The following is a 14,771-nucleotide window of genomic DNA, read 5'->3' on the forward strand; positions in this document are numbered from 1 at the left end:
TTGGTCATGAAGTTAGCCATTGTTACCGCCTGCCCGAACGGCATGGTCACCAGTGTGCTGTGCGCCCGGTTGCTGGACGCCGCGGCCCAGCGCCAGGGCTGGAGCACCAGCGTCGAAGTGCATGACGAGGCGCACCCGGAGCGGCAATTGTCGGCCGCCACCCTTGAAGCGGCCGAATGGGTGCTGGTGGTCAGCACCGGGCCTTTGGACATGTCGCGTTTTGTCGGCAAACGGGTGTTCCAGAGCTCGCCCTCCGTGGCCCTGCAGGACGTCGACGGCGTGCTGCGCCGTGGCGCCGAGGAGGCCCAGGTGTATGCCGCGGCCGAAGCCGTGGCCGAGCCGGCGCCGGCCAGCAAGAACGCGCCCCGGCTGGTGGCGGTCACCGCTTGCCCGACCGGCGTGGCCCACACCTTCATGGCGGCCGAGGCCTTGCAGCAGACCGCCAAGCGCTTGGGGTACGAGCTGCAAGTGGAAACCCAGGGCTCGGTGGGTGCGCGCAATCCGTTGAGCGCCGAAGCCATCGCCGCGGCGGACGTGGTGCTGTTGGCCGCGGACATCGAAGTGCCCACCGAGCGCTTCGCCGGCAAGAAGATCTACCGCTGCGGCACCGGCATCGCCCTCAAGCAAGCCGAGGCGACCCTGAACAAGGCCCTGGCCGAAGGGCAAGTGGAATCGGCAGCGGCGGGCGCTGGCGCGGCGCCGGCCAAGCAGGAGAAAACCGGGGTCTACAAGCACCTGCTGACCGGCGTGTCGTTCATGCTGCCGATGGTGGTGGCGGGGGGCTTGATGATCGCCCTGTCCTTCGTCTTCGGCATCACCGCGTTCAAGGAGGAGGGCACCCTGGCCGCGGCGTTGATGCAGATCGGCGGCGACACTGCGTTCAAGCTGATGGTGCCGCTGCTGGCCGGTTACATCGCCTATTCCATCGCCGACCGCCCGGGTCTGGCGCCGGGGATGATCGGCGGCATGCTCGCCAGCACCCTGGGCGCGGGCTTTATCGGCGGGATCATTGCCGGTTTCATCGCCGGCTATGCGGCCAAGGCCATCAGTAAATACGCGCGCTTGCCCCAGAGCCTGGAGGCCTTGAAGCCGATCCTGATCATCCCGTTGCTGGCCAGCCTGTTCACCGGCCTGGTGATGATCTACGTGGTCGGCAAGCCGGTGGCGGGGATGCTCGCCGGCCTGACCCACTTCCTCGACAGCATGGGTACCACCAACGCGATCCTGCTGGGGGTATTGCTCGGCGGCATGATGTGCGTCGACCTGGGCGGGCCGATCAACAAGGCGGCCTATGCCTTCTCCGTGGGGCTGCTGGCGTCGCAGAGTTATGCACCGATGGCGGCGACCATGGCCGCCGGCATGGTGCCGCCGATTGGCCTGGGCATCGCCACCTTTATCGCCCGGCGCAAGTTTGCCCAGAGCGAGCGGGAAGCCGGCAAGGCGGCGTTGGTGCTGGGGCTGTGCTTTATCTCCGAAGGGGCGATTCCGTTCGCCGCCAAGGACCCGTTGCGGGTGATCCCGGCGAGCATCGCTGGCGGCGCGCTGACCGGGGCGCTGTCGATGTATTTCGGCTGCAAACTGATGGCGCCCCATGGTGGGTTGTTTGTGATGTTGATTCCGAATGCGATCAATCATGCGTTGTTGTATTTGCTGGCGATTGTGGCGGGGAGTTTGTTGACGGCGGTGGTGTATGCGGTGGTGAAGCGGCCGGAGGCGGCTGAGCTGGCGCTGGAGCCGGTCAAGGCCTGAGTGCCTCAGGCGGGCTTGCCTCGTTTCCGTAGGAGCGAGGCTTGCCCGCGATGGCGTTCGCGCTGGCGCTGCATTTTTTGGACGGGGTACATATCCGTTTCTGCGGTCACGGCTGCTGGCGGTTTCGCCCTTACGGCGACTCACTTTTTTCAGACGCCAAAAAAGTAAGCAAAAACGCTTGCCCCTGCGTACGGCCTTCGCTGCGCTCAGGTTCCCTCGCTCCGGCGTCCATCAGGGGGCATCGACTCCGGTCGGCTTCGCTTCGACCTCCATACGATGTCCTCGACTGCGTCGAGGGGCGCTGCGCGCCATCCCCCTGATGAACACCTCCGCTCGGCCTCCCGATGGGGCGGGTGGATCAAGAGCAGAATCAAAAGCCAAAGCCAAAGCCAAAGGCATGCGCGACCTACCAGTCGGCGCTAAACCCTGTAGCCGCTGCCGAGCCTGCGAGGCTGCGATCGACTGCGCAGCAGGCGCAGGATCTTGAGCCCGCTGGAGGACCTTCGGTCCTATCGCAGCCTTCGGCAGCGGCTACAGAGATCGCGGTTATATCGGAGCCTTTTGTAGGAGCGAGCTTGCTCGCGATCAGGTCCCGCGGCTGACAGGTTTGTCGTGTAAGACGCTGTCTGAAAGTGAGGCTCTTCGCTTTATTTTGTAAGGCTTTTCCGAGAAACTCCGGGCCGCTTGCGTCTGGTAACGGCGCTATCTAGCCTCGGGTTCGTCACTGACTTTTCGGTGATCGGGTCTAGCAGCCCGGGTCAAGACGCAAGTCGCACCATCAGCACTGCATTTTCCATTTGCAGTGTTCTGTTATGGCGGCTGTGCGTGGGAGCGCCTTCGGGCGCGCCGGTTTCCTTGACCCGGTCTGCTAGCCCGCGTACAGCCGCCACCTTTCTATGCCGTCTAGCAGCGGTGGGTGGTGGCTTCATGTCGAGGAGCCACACCATGAAAAAACTCGTCCCCGATCCACCCGTTTCCCTGCCGTTCTCACGCCGCAATCCAGAACACGACCAGGCCAATGAGCAGGTCCGTCAGGCGTTGGCCAATCATCCGGTGGAAGGTTCGTTGCTCGCAGCCTTGAAACCCACCGCGGCGGGGCCTGCGGGTAACGATTCGCTCTTCACCGTCCGCCCCGGCATCAGCGCCGAAGAGGCGTTGCTTCACGTGTCCATGCTGCTTAAATCCGCCGAGGAGGTTTCCGACGAGATCACCGAACACGCCAGCGGTATCGAGCGTGGCCTGATCTGGTCGCTGGTGCATTCCGTGGAAATGGCGCGCGGAGTGGTGGATGCCTTGCTCGACGGTAATCGTCGCTGATCGGCAACGGCCCGCTGGCCGCGATCCTTCTTGATATTCGCGGCTGGTCGGGCCAGACAAAACAAATCCATGACGCTAGTCTGAGCACCGGTGCTCTGCTCCCTGACGCTGACCCTTTTTTCCGAGCGGATTCCGGACCTATGTAAATCAAGCACTTACAAAGGTCCCCGAAAAGAGGGGTAAATACGGTGTTCAGCATGATTTCTCTTTGAAATCATGGTGCTATTGGGATATTTGTCTAGTTCACTGCCGAATAGGCAGCTTAGAAACTGGTGCAGGAAAAGTTCGAGGAGCCCTGTTTGTTCACTGCCGAATAGGCAGCTTAGAAAGCCAGCAGATTGCCCGCATCAAAAGCAATCGCGTTCACTGCCGAATAGGCAGCTTAGAAAAGACGGTGCCGAGCTGCTCGGTGGCGCACTTGGTTCACTGCCGAATAGGCAGCTTAGAAACGACAGAGCAAGCATGCCATGACGCACGAGCGGTTCACTGCCGAATAGGCAGCTTAGAAATGAAAAAGGCCGGTCTGCCCTCCGACTACCGCGTTCACTGCCGAATAGGCAGCTTAGAAAAGTCCAGCGCCGGCCCAATCAGGTCGGTAGTCTGTTCACTGCCGGATAGGCAGCTTAGAAATTTCCCAAACCAACACTCAACTTTCAGAAGCCGTTCACTGCCGGATAGGCAGCTTAGAAATCCCGCTGGTTGCCGATGGGCGCGGGGTGAGTGTTCACTGCCGAATAGGCAGCTGCCATAAACGCATTGAAGGTATGGCCCAACTCGCTTTAACGACTGGCGTTAATGGTCGGTAGAGTGGGAGCTCGCCTCGATCCCGATCGGGGCGTTTTTTTGTCTGTAGACCCGTAAGAGGCGAGCTACCAAAACAGCCACGTCATCAAAGTTCAGAATCGTCTTACAGCCTTGCCTTTCGCCACTTGCTAGGTTCGGGGAGTTGCAAAGAATCAGAGCCTCCCTCACGGATCAGCTAAGGCAAGGATGATAAATGCTCCCCTCTGCTCGTCTGGGCGACAAACACGTCTGCCCACTTCCAGGTCATGGCACCACCTCGATTACCTCCGCTTCCAGTGACATAAACATCAACTTCATGGGTGCCGCCCGAGTCGGTGACATCTGCGGTTTTGGTGCGGTTATTACCACGGGGTTTCCCTCGATCATCTTGAACGGGCGCCCAATGGCTCACCTGGGCAGTCCTACCAATCACGGCGGAACGATCATCTCGGGCAGCCCCGATACCTTCGGCGGCTTCCAGTTCGGCGGTGCAGCAACCCAGGCTATCGTTGACTTCGCCAAGCTCGGTGCCGTGCGCCCGGACGGCTCAGTGAACGATCAACTGATGTCTGAGCTGTTGGCCGACCCACAACTGGAGCAGCGCGCCTTGCTCTCGGGCGCTCTGGTGCAACCTGGCAATTCGTCCTTAACAACCCCGAAGGAGCCGTTGACTCCCGAGCTAATCGCAGTCGCCGGCAGCCAGCACGACACAGGCTCGGGTAACCAAATGATGTTCATCGGCCAGGCTGTGCGCGAGCTGGCTGAATTCAAGCGCAGCAAGCCTGCCCTGGCGCGGACGCTGGTAGTGTTCACCCCGTCATACAGCGAAGCAATGCTCAGTGCGGCACGTGAATCCGCTGATGCCTATGATGCTGGCTTTATTGGCGTAACCAACGTTCAGGAACTGATCGACTACATGAACCAGGGCAAGGACCGCAAGCAATCACCCATCCAACACCTATCGCTGTTCAGCCACGGCGTGCCGCATCGGATCGCCTTCGGCTATCAGCTTGCCGGGGACTTCCAAATGTCCCTGGACGTACTGAGCTACGAGAAGATTTCACCTTCGGCGTTTGCCAGTTCGGCGCAGATCGACAGCTACGCCTGTAGGACCGGCATGGGCAATCGGTCAGACTTCCCCGTCGAAGATGGTATCCAGTTCTTTCCGCAGACGAATGAGAGCCTGGCGCAGTTGATGGCCAATCACCTGCAGATCAAGGTGCACGCCTTTGTTCGACGCTCGGACTACAAGAACACCTGGGGTTCGTTCGATGAGCGCCGCATGGGCGATCTTTGCGGAATCAGTGGCAACGCAGCACCTGGGAAAGAATGGTGCAGGAAGTGGGAAACACTGGAAAAGGAGCGAAAGAATAGCCATCGTTTACTCGAATTCACTTACCAGACCATGGGCGCTATCAATCCCGTGATTTCTGGTGATACACCCCTTGGCGTACCGGGAGGCCACTTTGAGTTTTTACCGAAGTAAAGGCTTCTGGATAGCCTTTAGCATTTTTTCTCCTTTGTTGCTGATTGCGGCCAACTACGGATTCAAAGTAATGACGAGCGTATACAAGACGGACTTGGGCAACGGCGTGGTGATCTACGCCGACGACTATGTGAAGACTGGTCGCTGGGTGTTTGACTGCCAGTATTCTCGGTTGATCAGTCGAGAACCGCTGCCTGTACCGATAGCAGAACTAGAACGAACTGGAAAACTCATCATTGGCAAAATGTATGAGTTGAATGAGACCGATAAGGGACTCGCAAAAAACGCCATTAGAGCAATTACGGCGATACCTAACTGGTACAAGAGTCTGCATTATCGCTACTCCTTTCTAGGTGAAAGCAGTGATCTGAATAGCCATACTTTTGACTTGGTAGCATCGCAGAATGGTCGGAAATGGGCTCTGGAAGTCTGGCAGGAGATCGGCTCAGACGGAGAGTCGAGCTTTGAAATAACCGCCGAACCTTACGATCTAGAAACCTACGTGGACTACGCAAAGGCGCTCCAGGCCGCCGCCAAGAGCTGTCCTGCTCCACAGTAAATGGCGGGCCTGATCCTTTCCGTCCTTGAATCACCCTGAATGAGCACACGCTGACAGCTGCGGCGGGCAGGTAGCATTCGATTACGAGCAGCTCGCCACAGATAATCGAGCCTGAACGAATGTCTGCACTCGCGGAACAGGCGTTCACTGCCGTATAGGCAGCCCCAACGCTTATCCCCCAGCATCCGCCAGTGCCGGGAATAACACCGCGTCCCGTTTTTGCAGCCATGACATTTGCCAGCCCCGTCCCTTGTCATATCCCCTTCATCGCCGCCTACTAAGGTTGCCTTTTGACAGGTGGTCAGGGAGCAACCATGAGCGATTTCACTCTCGGTCGGCGGCGTTTGATTCAGGTGGCGGGGGCGGGGTTGTTGCTGCCGGGGCTGGCGCCGGCGGTGATCGCGTCGCCCAAGGACCGGCCGAAGATGGTCGATGGCGTGCAGTCCGGGGACTTGCTTGGCGATCGGGCGATGGTCTGGAGCCGTACCGACCGGCCGGCGCGGATGGTGGTGGAGTGGGATACACGCAGCCTGTTCAGCAACCCGCGCAAGTTTGTCTCACCCCTGGTCGATGCTCGCACCGACTTCACCGCGCGGGTCGAGTTGGGCGGGCTGCCCACTGATCAGGCGATTTTTTATCGGGTGTATTTCGAGGACGCGCAGACCGGCGTGCGCAGCAAGCCCTGGTTCGGCCATTTGCGCAGCGTGCCACAGACTCGCCGCGATATCCGTTTTGTCTGGAGCGGCGACACCGTCGGCCAGGGTTTTGGCATCAACCCGGACATTGGCGGCATGCGTATCTACGAGGCCATGCGCCGGCGCCTGCCGGACTTTTTTATCCACAGCGGCGACACCATTTACGCCGACGGCCCGGTGCCGGCGCAGCTGACCACCGAGAACGGTCGGGTGTGGCGCAATATCACCACCGAGGCCAAGAGCAAGGTCGCCGAGACCCTCGACGAATACCGCGGCAACTACCGCTACAACCTGCTGGACGAGAACGTGCGGCGCTTCAACGCGGAGGTGCCGCAGATCTGGCAGTGGGACGACCATGAGGTGGTCAACAACTGGTCGCCGAGCAAGATGCTGGATGAGCGTTACACCACTAAAGATATCCACACCCTGGTGGGGCGTGCGCGGCAGGCTTGGCTGGAATACGCGCCGATGCGCTTGCAGAGCGCCGACCAAGGCGGGCGGATCTATCGCAAGCTGAGCTACGGGCCGCTGCTGGATGTGTTCGTGCTGGACATGCGCAGCTATCGCGGTGGCAACGACGACAACCTTGGCGCGGCCAAGCCGTTTCTTGGCCGTGAGCAGCTGGACTGGCTCAAGCAGGGGCTCAAGCACTCCAAGGCGCAGTGGAAGGTGGTGGCGGCCGACATGCCCATCGGCCTTGGCGTGCCGGACGGCGAGGTCAGCCCCGGCGTGCCGCGCTGGGAGGCGATCGCCAACGGCGACCCGGGCCCGGCCCAGGGCCGCGAGCTGGAGATCGCCGAGTTGCTGGCGTTCCTGCGCAAGCACAAGGTGCGCAACCATGTATGGCTGACGGCGGATGTGCATTACTGCGCGGCGCACCATTACCACCCGGACCGCGCGGCATTCCAGGACTTCGAACCGTTCTGGGAATTCGTCGCCGGGCCTTTGAATGCCGGCAGTTTCGGGCCCAACGCGCTGGACCAGACCTTCGGCCCGGAGGTGGTATTCCAGAAGGCGCCGCCGGCGCAGAACACCTCGCCGTTCGCCGGGTTCCAGTTCTTCGGCGAGGTGCAGATCGAAGGGCAGAGTGGGGAGTTGAAGGTGACGCTGCGGGACCTGGACGGGGTGGCGGTGTTCGAGCGCAAGTTGCAGCCGGTGTAGTCATGTAGGAGCGAGGCTTGCCCGCGATGGCGGTATCAAGGCCGCTACCGGCCTTTGGCCTATCGCGAGCAAGCTTCGCTCCTACATAAGCGTGGAGTGGGTCAGTAGACGTCGCGGCGATAGCGGCCTTGCTCGATCAGCCGTTCGACGACCTCGGCGCCCAGCACTTCGTTGAGCACCTGATCCACGCCCGAGGCCATGCCTTGCAGGCTGCCGCAGATGTAGATCGCGGCGCCGTCGGCCAGCCATTGCTTGAGGCGTTCGGCCTGTTGGCGCAGGCGATCCTGGACGTAGATCTTCTCGGCCTGGTCGCGGGAGAAGGCCAGGTCCAGGCGGCGCAGGTCGCCGGCGGTCAGCCATTCCTGCAACTCGTCCTTGCAGTAGAAGTCATGCTCGGCGTTGCGCTCGCCGAAGATCAGCCAGTTGTCTTGCAGGCCGTCGGCGATGCGCGCCTTGAGCAGGCTGCGCAAGCCGGCCAGGCCTGTGCCGTTGCCCAGCAGGATCAGCGGGCAAGGCTCGGCCGGCAGATGGAAGCCGCTGTTGCGCCGCACCCGCAGGCTGATGGCCGAACCGACCGGCGCATGCTCGGTGAGCCAGCCGGAGCCGATGCCCAGGCTGCCGTCGGGGTGGCGTTCCTGGCGCACCAACAGTTCCAACTGGCCGTCGCTGGCAATCGAGGCGATGGAGTATTCGCGCATGGCCAGCGGCACCAGGGCATCCACCAGCGCCTGGGCATGCAGGCCCACCAGGTGGGCACGGTTTTCCGGGAGCTGGCGGCTGGCCAGGGCCTGGGTCAGGGTTTCCGTCAGGCCGTCGAGCTGCACCGTGGCGCTGCCGTCCAGGCCGAGGCCGTCGAGGAAGAACTCGATGGCCCACGCGCAATTGCGCGGCAGCACTTCTACCAGGTCGCCGGCCAGCCAGCTGCTCGGCTGCGGTGGGGTGAGGCCCAGCAGGTAGACGCCCGAACCGCTGCTGTCCGGGTTCAACAGCTCGCGTTGGTTCAGGGTCCAGTTGTCGTAGGCGGGCGCCTGCCACAGGTCCACCGGCGCCTGGCCGATCAACTGGCCCAGTTGCTGCTGCCAGTGGCGCAGGGCGTAGCTGTCGCCGCTGTCGACTTCCACCGGAGCGAACAGGGTGTTGCCGCCATGCTCGGCCAGCCAGCCATGCAGGCGTTTGGCAAAACCACAGAAGTGCGGGTATTGCCGGTCGCCCAGGCCCAGTACGGCGTACTTGAGGTTGTCCAGGGACAGGGCGCGGCCCAGCACCTTGCGCTCGAAGCCCCGGGCGCTGTCCGGCGCTTCGCCGTCGCCGAAGGTGCTGACCACGAACAATGCGTTCTGGGTATTGAGCAGGTCCTGCTCGCTGACGCTGGCCAGCGGCTGGACCCTGGTCGGTACACCGGCGGCCTGCAATTGTCCGGCGGTCTGCCAGGCCAGTTGTTCGGCGAAACCGCTCTGGCTGGCGAAACCGATCAGCCAGGCCGAGGTATCGCCGGTGTCGGCGCTCAGGCCCTGGCGCGCGTCCTTGATCTGGCGTTTCTTGCGCCGGCGATCCAGGTACAGCAGCCAGCCAGTGATGAAGAACAGCGGCATGGTCAGCGAAGCAATGGTCACCAGGATCCGCCCGACAATGCCGAAGTAACTGCCCACGTGCAGGGCATAAATGCTGGTCAGCAACTGCGCCTTGAGGCTCTTGTCGCTGTAGCGGTCATGGCGGCTGACTACGCCGCTGTTCGGGTCGATGGTGATCTGGTTCAGCGCCCGGTCATGGGGCGAATTCTTCAGCAGATAGAACACGGTCGCCGGCTGGCCGGCCACCGCCGGCATGCGGATGTTGTAGGAACTCAGGTCCTTGCCGGCGGTGCTGTAGATGCCCAGCCACATGGCGTTGTAGTCGGCGGTCGGCGCCGGGCCCTGGGGCGGCGCGCCCCGGTTTTTCATGCGTTGGCTCTGTGGCGAGTCGGCCAGCAGTTTGTTCAGGCCCTTGTTGTACCACTCGTAGGACCAGGACAAGCCAGTCAGCGCGGCCAGTAGATAGAACAACAGGCACCAGGTCCCGGCCACGGCGTGCAGGTCCCAGTTGAAGCCACGGCCTTTTTTCGCCCAGTCCAGGGTCAGCCAGGCGCGCCAGCTCGCCACCTGGCGCGGCCAGCGCAGGTAGAGGCCGGACAGGCAGAAGAAAATCAGGATCAGGGTGCAGGCGCCGGTGATCTGCCGGCCGCTGTCGCCCATGGCCAGGAAACGGTGCAGTTGCAGCATCAGGCCGAAGAAGTCCTGGCCAAGGGCGGCGCCCATGAATTCGCCGGTGTAGGGGTCGAAATAACGCATTTCGCCACGGCGCTGGCCCGGTGGCGGGGTGAACCACACGCGGGCGGCGTTTCCGCTGTCGGCTTCCACGGTGAGCATCGACACGGTCTTGCCCGAGGCCGCCTGGATTTTTTCCACCAGCTCGGCGGGCGGCAGGACCCCGGCCGGCTGTTTCTCCACCTGCAGTGTGGAGGGGTTGAGGGCACGCAGGATTTCATCCTGGAACGACACGGTCGCTCCGGTAATGCCCATCAAGGCCAGGACCAGGCCGGCGCTGATGCCGAAAAACCAGTGCAACTGGAACAGGGTTTTCTTCAACACATCGACCGCCTCGTTGGTTCTTAAGTCTGTGCCACGGCGCGCATTATGCCGTGAGTTGTCGAGAAACATTCTTTCTTACGCACAAAAGCCCCACTTGCCGAAACAGGTGGGGCTCATGCGTTTGTAGCCGCTGCGGAAGGCTGCGATAGGACCGCAGGTCCTCCAGCGATCGGCTTGGGCGGCATTCCGACGCAGCAGTCGCCAAACCCGACGCCCGTACAGGTCAGGCATACCGCAGCGCCAGCTTTGCGGGGCTGCGCCCCGATCGCAGCCTGCGGCAGCGGCTACAGGTGAAACCCGTCAGAAGTGGAAGTTGGTGGTGAACAAGGCGGTACGGCCGGCTGCCTGGTTGGCAAAGTGCGCCGAGTAGGCTTTGTCGTAGTAGGTCTTGTCGGTCAGGTTCTGCACGTTCAACTGCAGGTCGACGTTCTTGCTCAGCTTGTAGCTGGCCATGGCGTCGTAGCGGGTGTAGGACGGCACATACACGGTGTTGCCGGCATCGCCATACACCTCGTCGACATAGAACGCACCGCCGCCGACGGTCAGCTTCGGCAGCACTTCATAAGTGGTCCACAGGCTGAAGCTGTTTTTCGGCGTATTCGGCATTTCATTGCCTTTGTTCGAACCGGCGCTGACGACCCCGTTACGCCCGTTGAGGCCGGCGTCCACCAGCTCGCTTTTCAGGTAGCTGTAGCCGGCGAAGACTTGCCACTTGTCGGTGATCTTGCCGCTGGCCGACAGCTCCAGGCCGTCGACGCGGGACTCACCGGCGTTCTGGTAGGTCAGGGCATCCACCAGGATGCGGGTGTTTTTCTTCTCGGTACGGAACACCGCGGCGGTCAGGGACAGGCGGTCGTTGAACACGTCCCACTTGGTGCCCAGCTCGTAGTTGACGGTTTCTTCCGGTTGCAGATCGCTGACGCTGGCGCCGGCGGACAGCGGGTTGCCGTCCGCGCCTTCACCCACCAGGCCGCCCGCTGGCGAGGCCGAGGTCGCGTAGGAGGCATAAACGCTGCCGTTGTCCGTCGGTTTCCACACCAGGCCGGCCTGCCAGTTCCAGAACTGGCTGTCGTCCTTGATCTTGGTGCGCCCGGTGGCGGTGTCGGTATTGGCCACGGTGTCGAAGGTGTCGTAGCGCAGGCCGACGTTGAGCAGCCATTGCGGATCGAGTTCGATGGTGTCGAACACATAGGCCGCGCGGCTGGTGGCTTTGGTGTTGGTGCCGTAGTAGTTGCGGCTGATCGCGCCGGTCCAGGCATCGTCCGGGTTCGGATTGCTCAGCGAGGTGCAGCTCGGGATGCTGCCCGGGTTACAGACCTTGGCGGTGTTGCCGGCGATGTTGTAGCTGCTGACGCGAGTCTCTTCGCCAGTGAACTCCAGGCCGGTGGAGTAGGTGTGCTTGAAGCCCAGGGCCTGGAATTCGCCGAACAGGTCGGTCTGGTTGGTGGTGGTTTCGGTGGTGGACACCCGCGAGTTGGCGCGACGCCACACGGTGCCGTACTTGTTGACGTTGAACTTGCTGTCGTCCGGCTGGGTGAGTATGTAGTCCTGGCCGGTGTTGCCATGACGCAGGGTGTTTTTCAGCGTCATGTTGTCGTTCAGGTCGTGCTCGATGGAGACGGTGCTGATGTCCGCGCGGGTTTTGCGGAAGTCCCGATCCTTCAAGCCATAGAAGTTGTCGCTGTCGCCGCCGTCGGTGGGTTTGTCGTGCTTGTGGGCGGTGGCGCTGGCCGAGCTGTAGCCGTAGGGAATGCCCGAATCCGGCAGGTCGTCGCTTTCCATGTGGTAGTAGCTGAAGTTGACGCGGGTCGGGGTGCCCAGGCCGAAGGTCAGGGACGGTGCCACGCCCCAGCGGTCGTAGTTGACGGCGTCGCGACCGGCCACGTTCTGCTCGTGGCTCATCAGGTTCAGGCGGAAGGCGGCGCTGTCGAGGAACTGGCGGTTGACGTCCAGCACATAACGGCGGGTCTGGTCGGAACCGTAGGTGAAGCCGCCGTTGAGGAAGTCTTGCTGCTTGGGCGTCTTGCTCACCAGGTTGAGGCTGCCACCGGCCGAGCCGCGACCGCCGAAGGAGGAGTTGGGCCCCTTGCTGACTTCGATCGATTCGATGTCGAAGATCTCGCGGCTCTGGCCGCCGGTATCGCGCACGCCATCGAGATAGGTGTCGCCCTGGGCATCGAAGCCACGGATGAACGGACGGTCGCCTTGCGGGTTGCCGCCTTCGCCGGCGCCGAAAGTAATGCCCGGCACGGTGCGCAGTGCGTCCTGCAGCGAGGTGGCGGCGGTGTCCTTGAGCACTTGTTGAGGCACCACGGTGACCGAGCGCGGCGTGTTGACCAGCGGCGCGGTGTACTTTTGCGACGAGGCTTTTTCGACCTGGTAGGACGTCTGGTCCTGGGCTTCACCGGTGATGCTGGTGGCGTCCAGGGAAATGGCATTGCCGGCGGCTTTCTTCTCGGTGTTTTCCGCGGCAAAAGCCATATGGGCTGCGGAGCCGGCGGTGATCGCCACGCCAATCGCAGACGCCAGCAGGCGTGGTGAACCGAGCGGTAATTGTGGTGGTTGGCGCGACATGGTGATTCCCCTCCCCAAGGATTTGAGGCGGCGGAATATAAGGCGAACAAGTCTATGTATCAATTGCGAAATATTGCTATTCGCGCGGAATTTACATTCTTTACAATTTCGCTTTACGGTTTTTACGTTTTCATTCGTCCGCGCATTTTACATTTGCAATAAGAATCAATATCATTTGCACCCCCTTTGCTTTCAGGTATTGCCTCATGCTCCTGCATATTCCCGGCCTGTTCTCCCGTGAAGAAGTGCTGCGTATCCGTGAGGCCCTGGAGCAGGCGGACTGGGCCGACGGCAAGATCACTGCCGGTTACCAGTCGGCCAAGGCCAAGCACAACCTGCAACTGCCCGAAGGCCATCCGCTGGCCCAGGAGATTGGCGCGGCGATGCTCGAGCGCCTGTGGCAGCACCCGCGCTTCATGTCGGCGGCGCTGCCGCACAAGGTTTTCCCGCCGCTGCTCAACTGCTACACCGCCGGTGGCAGTTTCGACTTTCATATCGACAACGCCGTGCGCCAGCCCAAGGGCAGCGTCGAGCGGGTGCGGACCGACCTGTCGTCGACCCTGTTTTTCAGCGACCCGGAGGACTACGACGGCGGCGAGCTGGAAATCCAGGACACCTTCGGCACCCAGCGGGTGAAGCTGCCGGCCGGCGACATGGTGCTGTACCCGGGCACCAGCCTGCACAAGGTCAATGCGGTTACCCGCGGCACCCGTTACGCGTCGTTCTTCTGGACCCAGAGCCTGGTGCGCGAAGACAGCCAGCGCGCCCTGCTGTTCGAGATGGACGAGGCGATCCAGCAACTGACCCGCGACATGCCGGAGCATCCGTCGCTGATCCGCCTGACCGGCACCTACCATAACCTGTTGCGTCGCTGGGTCGAGGTGTAAGCCATGAGTTTCCAGTTACGCCGCGAGGAAGTCCTCGACGGCGAGCAACTGCGCGCCATGCTCGAACAGAGCCCGGCCCGGGCCGCTCAGGCGATCCTGCTGGCGGCCGGGCAGGGCGTGCCGGATGCCCAGGCGCTGCTCGGGCAGATCCTGCTCGACGGTCTGGGCATCGAGCGCGACCAGGCGCTGGCGCTGCGCTGGTTTGCGATCGCCGCCAAGGGCGGGCAGTTGATGGCGCGCAACATGCTGGGGCGTTGCCATGAGCATGGCTGGGGCTGCGAGGCCGATGCCCAGGTCGCCGCCGGGCATTATCGCCAGGCCGCCGAAGCCGGGCTGGACTGGGCGCTGTACAACTACGCCAACCTGCTGGCCACCGGTCGCGGGGTCGCTGAAAACCAGGCCCTGGCCTTGAGCTGCTACCAGCGGGCGGCCGCCATGGGGCACGCCAAATCCATGAACCTGTTGGGCCGTTATCTGGAGGAGGGGCATCACTGCCCCAGGGATGTCGCGGCGGCCTGTGACTGGTATCGCCGTTCCGCCGAGGGCGGGGATTTTCGTGGGCAGTTCAGCCATGCCGCGGTGCTCGCCGATGCCGGGCGTATCGACGAGGCGCTGGGTTGGCTAAACAAGGCCCTGGAAGGCGGCAACCTGAACTTCTTGCGGGTCGCCCGCGGCGCCTTGTTGCAGGCGGCCCATCCACAGATCCGTGGCCTGGCCCTGGCGTATCACCAGCGCGCGGCGCAGTTGGGGGATGAAACCGATCGCGAGGCACTGGCCCGGTTGTAGCTTCTGTAGGAGCGAGGCTTGCCCGCGAAGGCGGCCTCAAGGCCACCCCGGCCTTCGGCCTATCGCGAGCAAGCTTCGCTCCTACGGAGGCATTTTTTCAGCGTTTATCGCGCAGGCATAAAAAAGCCCATGACTGGTCATGGGCTT

The 14,771-nt window shown here is 62.3% G+C and carries 9 protein-coding genes and 1 CRISPR repeat array; of the genes, 7 read left to right on the top strand and 2 right to left on the bottom strand.

What is annotated here, in order from left to right; genetic code table 11:
- Nucleotides 1-6 precede the first annotated feature (6 nt).
- From AC3RCP_RS05455 to AC3RCP_RS05475, 5 genes are all read left to right on the top strand, one after another.
- Complete coding sequence (locus AC3RCP_RS05455; RefSeq protein ID WP_492569216.1) at nt 7-1,749, top strand: PTS fructose-like transporter subunit IIB; 1,743 nt, start codon at nt 7-9, stop codon at nt 1,747-1,749.
- Nucleotides 1,750-2,694: 945 nt separating this feature from the next.
- The gene (locus AC3RCP_RS05460; protein WP_492569217.1) at nt 2,695-3,066 is read left to right on the top strand and encodes a DUF6124 family protein; all 372 of its coding nucleotides are present in this window, start codon (nt 2,695-2,697) and stop codon (nt 3,064-3,066) included.
- A 241-nt stretch (nt 3,067-3,307) separates the two neighbouring features.
- Nucleotides 3,308-3,816: direct repeats of the CRISPR family, unit length 28 nt; unit sequence GTTCACTGCCGAATAGGCAGCTTAGAAA.
- 247 nt (nt 3,817-4,063) lie between these two features.
- Entirely contained in the window at nt 4,064-5,335 is a 1,272-nt protein-coding gene (locus AC3RCP_RS05465) for a PAAR domain-containing protein (protein ID WP_492569219.1), read from the top strand.
- Nucleotides 5,316-5,894: a hypothetical protein gene (locus tag AC3RCP_RS05470; RefSeq protein ID WP_150048992.1), complete on the top strand. Its 579-nt coding sequence runs from the start codon at nt 5,316-5,318 to the stop codon at nt 5,892-5,894. Before AC3RCP_RS05465 ends, AC3RCP_RS05470 begins: the two co-directional genes overlap by 20 nt.
- A 314-nt stretch (nt 5,895-6,208) precedes the next feature.
- Entirely contained in the window at nt 6,209-7,750 is a 1,542-nt protein-coding gene (locus tag AC3RCP_RS05475) for an alkaline phosphatase D family protein (protein ID WP_492569221.1), read from the top strand.
- Nucleotides 7,751-7,851: 101 nt separating this feature from the next.
- Here the strand turns inward: AC3RCP_RS05475 and AC3RCP_RS05480 are convergent, their stop codons facing one another.
- Together AC3RCP_RS05480 and AC3RCP_RS05485 are read right to left on the bottom strand one after the other, a co-directional pair.
- Nucleotides 7,852-10,377, bottom strand: a complete 2,526-nt coding sequence (locus AC3RCP_RS05480; protein ID WP_492569223.1) for a PepSY domain-containing protein — start codon at nt 10,375-10,377, stop codon at nt 7,852-7,854.
- 300 nt (nt 10,378-10,677) lie between these two features.
- Entirely contained in the window at nt 10,678-12,951 is a 2,274-nt protein-coding gene (locus tag AC3RCP_RS05485; RefSeq protein ID WP_274305530.1) for a TonB-dependent receptor, read from the bottom strand.
- A gap of 206 nt (nt 12,952-13,157) precedes the next feature.
- Between AC3RCP_RS05485 and AC3RCP_RS05490 the strand changes: the two genes are divergently transcribed.
- The gene (locus AC3RCP_RS05490) at nt 13,158-13,838 is read left to right on the top strand and encodes a Fe2+-dependent dioxygenase (protein ID WP_009042146.1); all 681 of its coding nucleotides are present in this window, start codon (nt 13,158-13,160) and stop codon (nt 13,836-13,838) included.
- Between the two features lie 3 nt (nt 13,839-13,841).
- Nucleotides 13,842-14,624 carry a tetratricopeptide repeat protein gene (locus AC3RCP_RS05495; RefSeq protein WP_492569225.1) on the top strand — a complete coding sequence of 261 codons (783 nt, stop codon included), beginning with the start codon at nt 13,842-13,844 and terminating at the stop codon, nt 14,622-14,624.
- Nucleotides 14,625-14,771 lie beyond the last annotated feature (147 nt).

The organism is Pseudomonas sp. GW822-FHT05A08, from assembly GCF_058800485.1.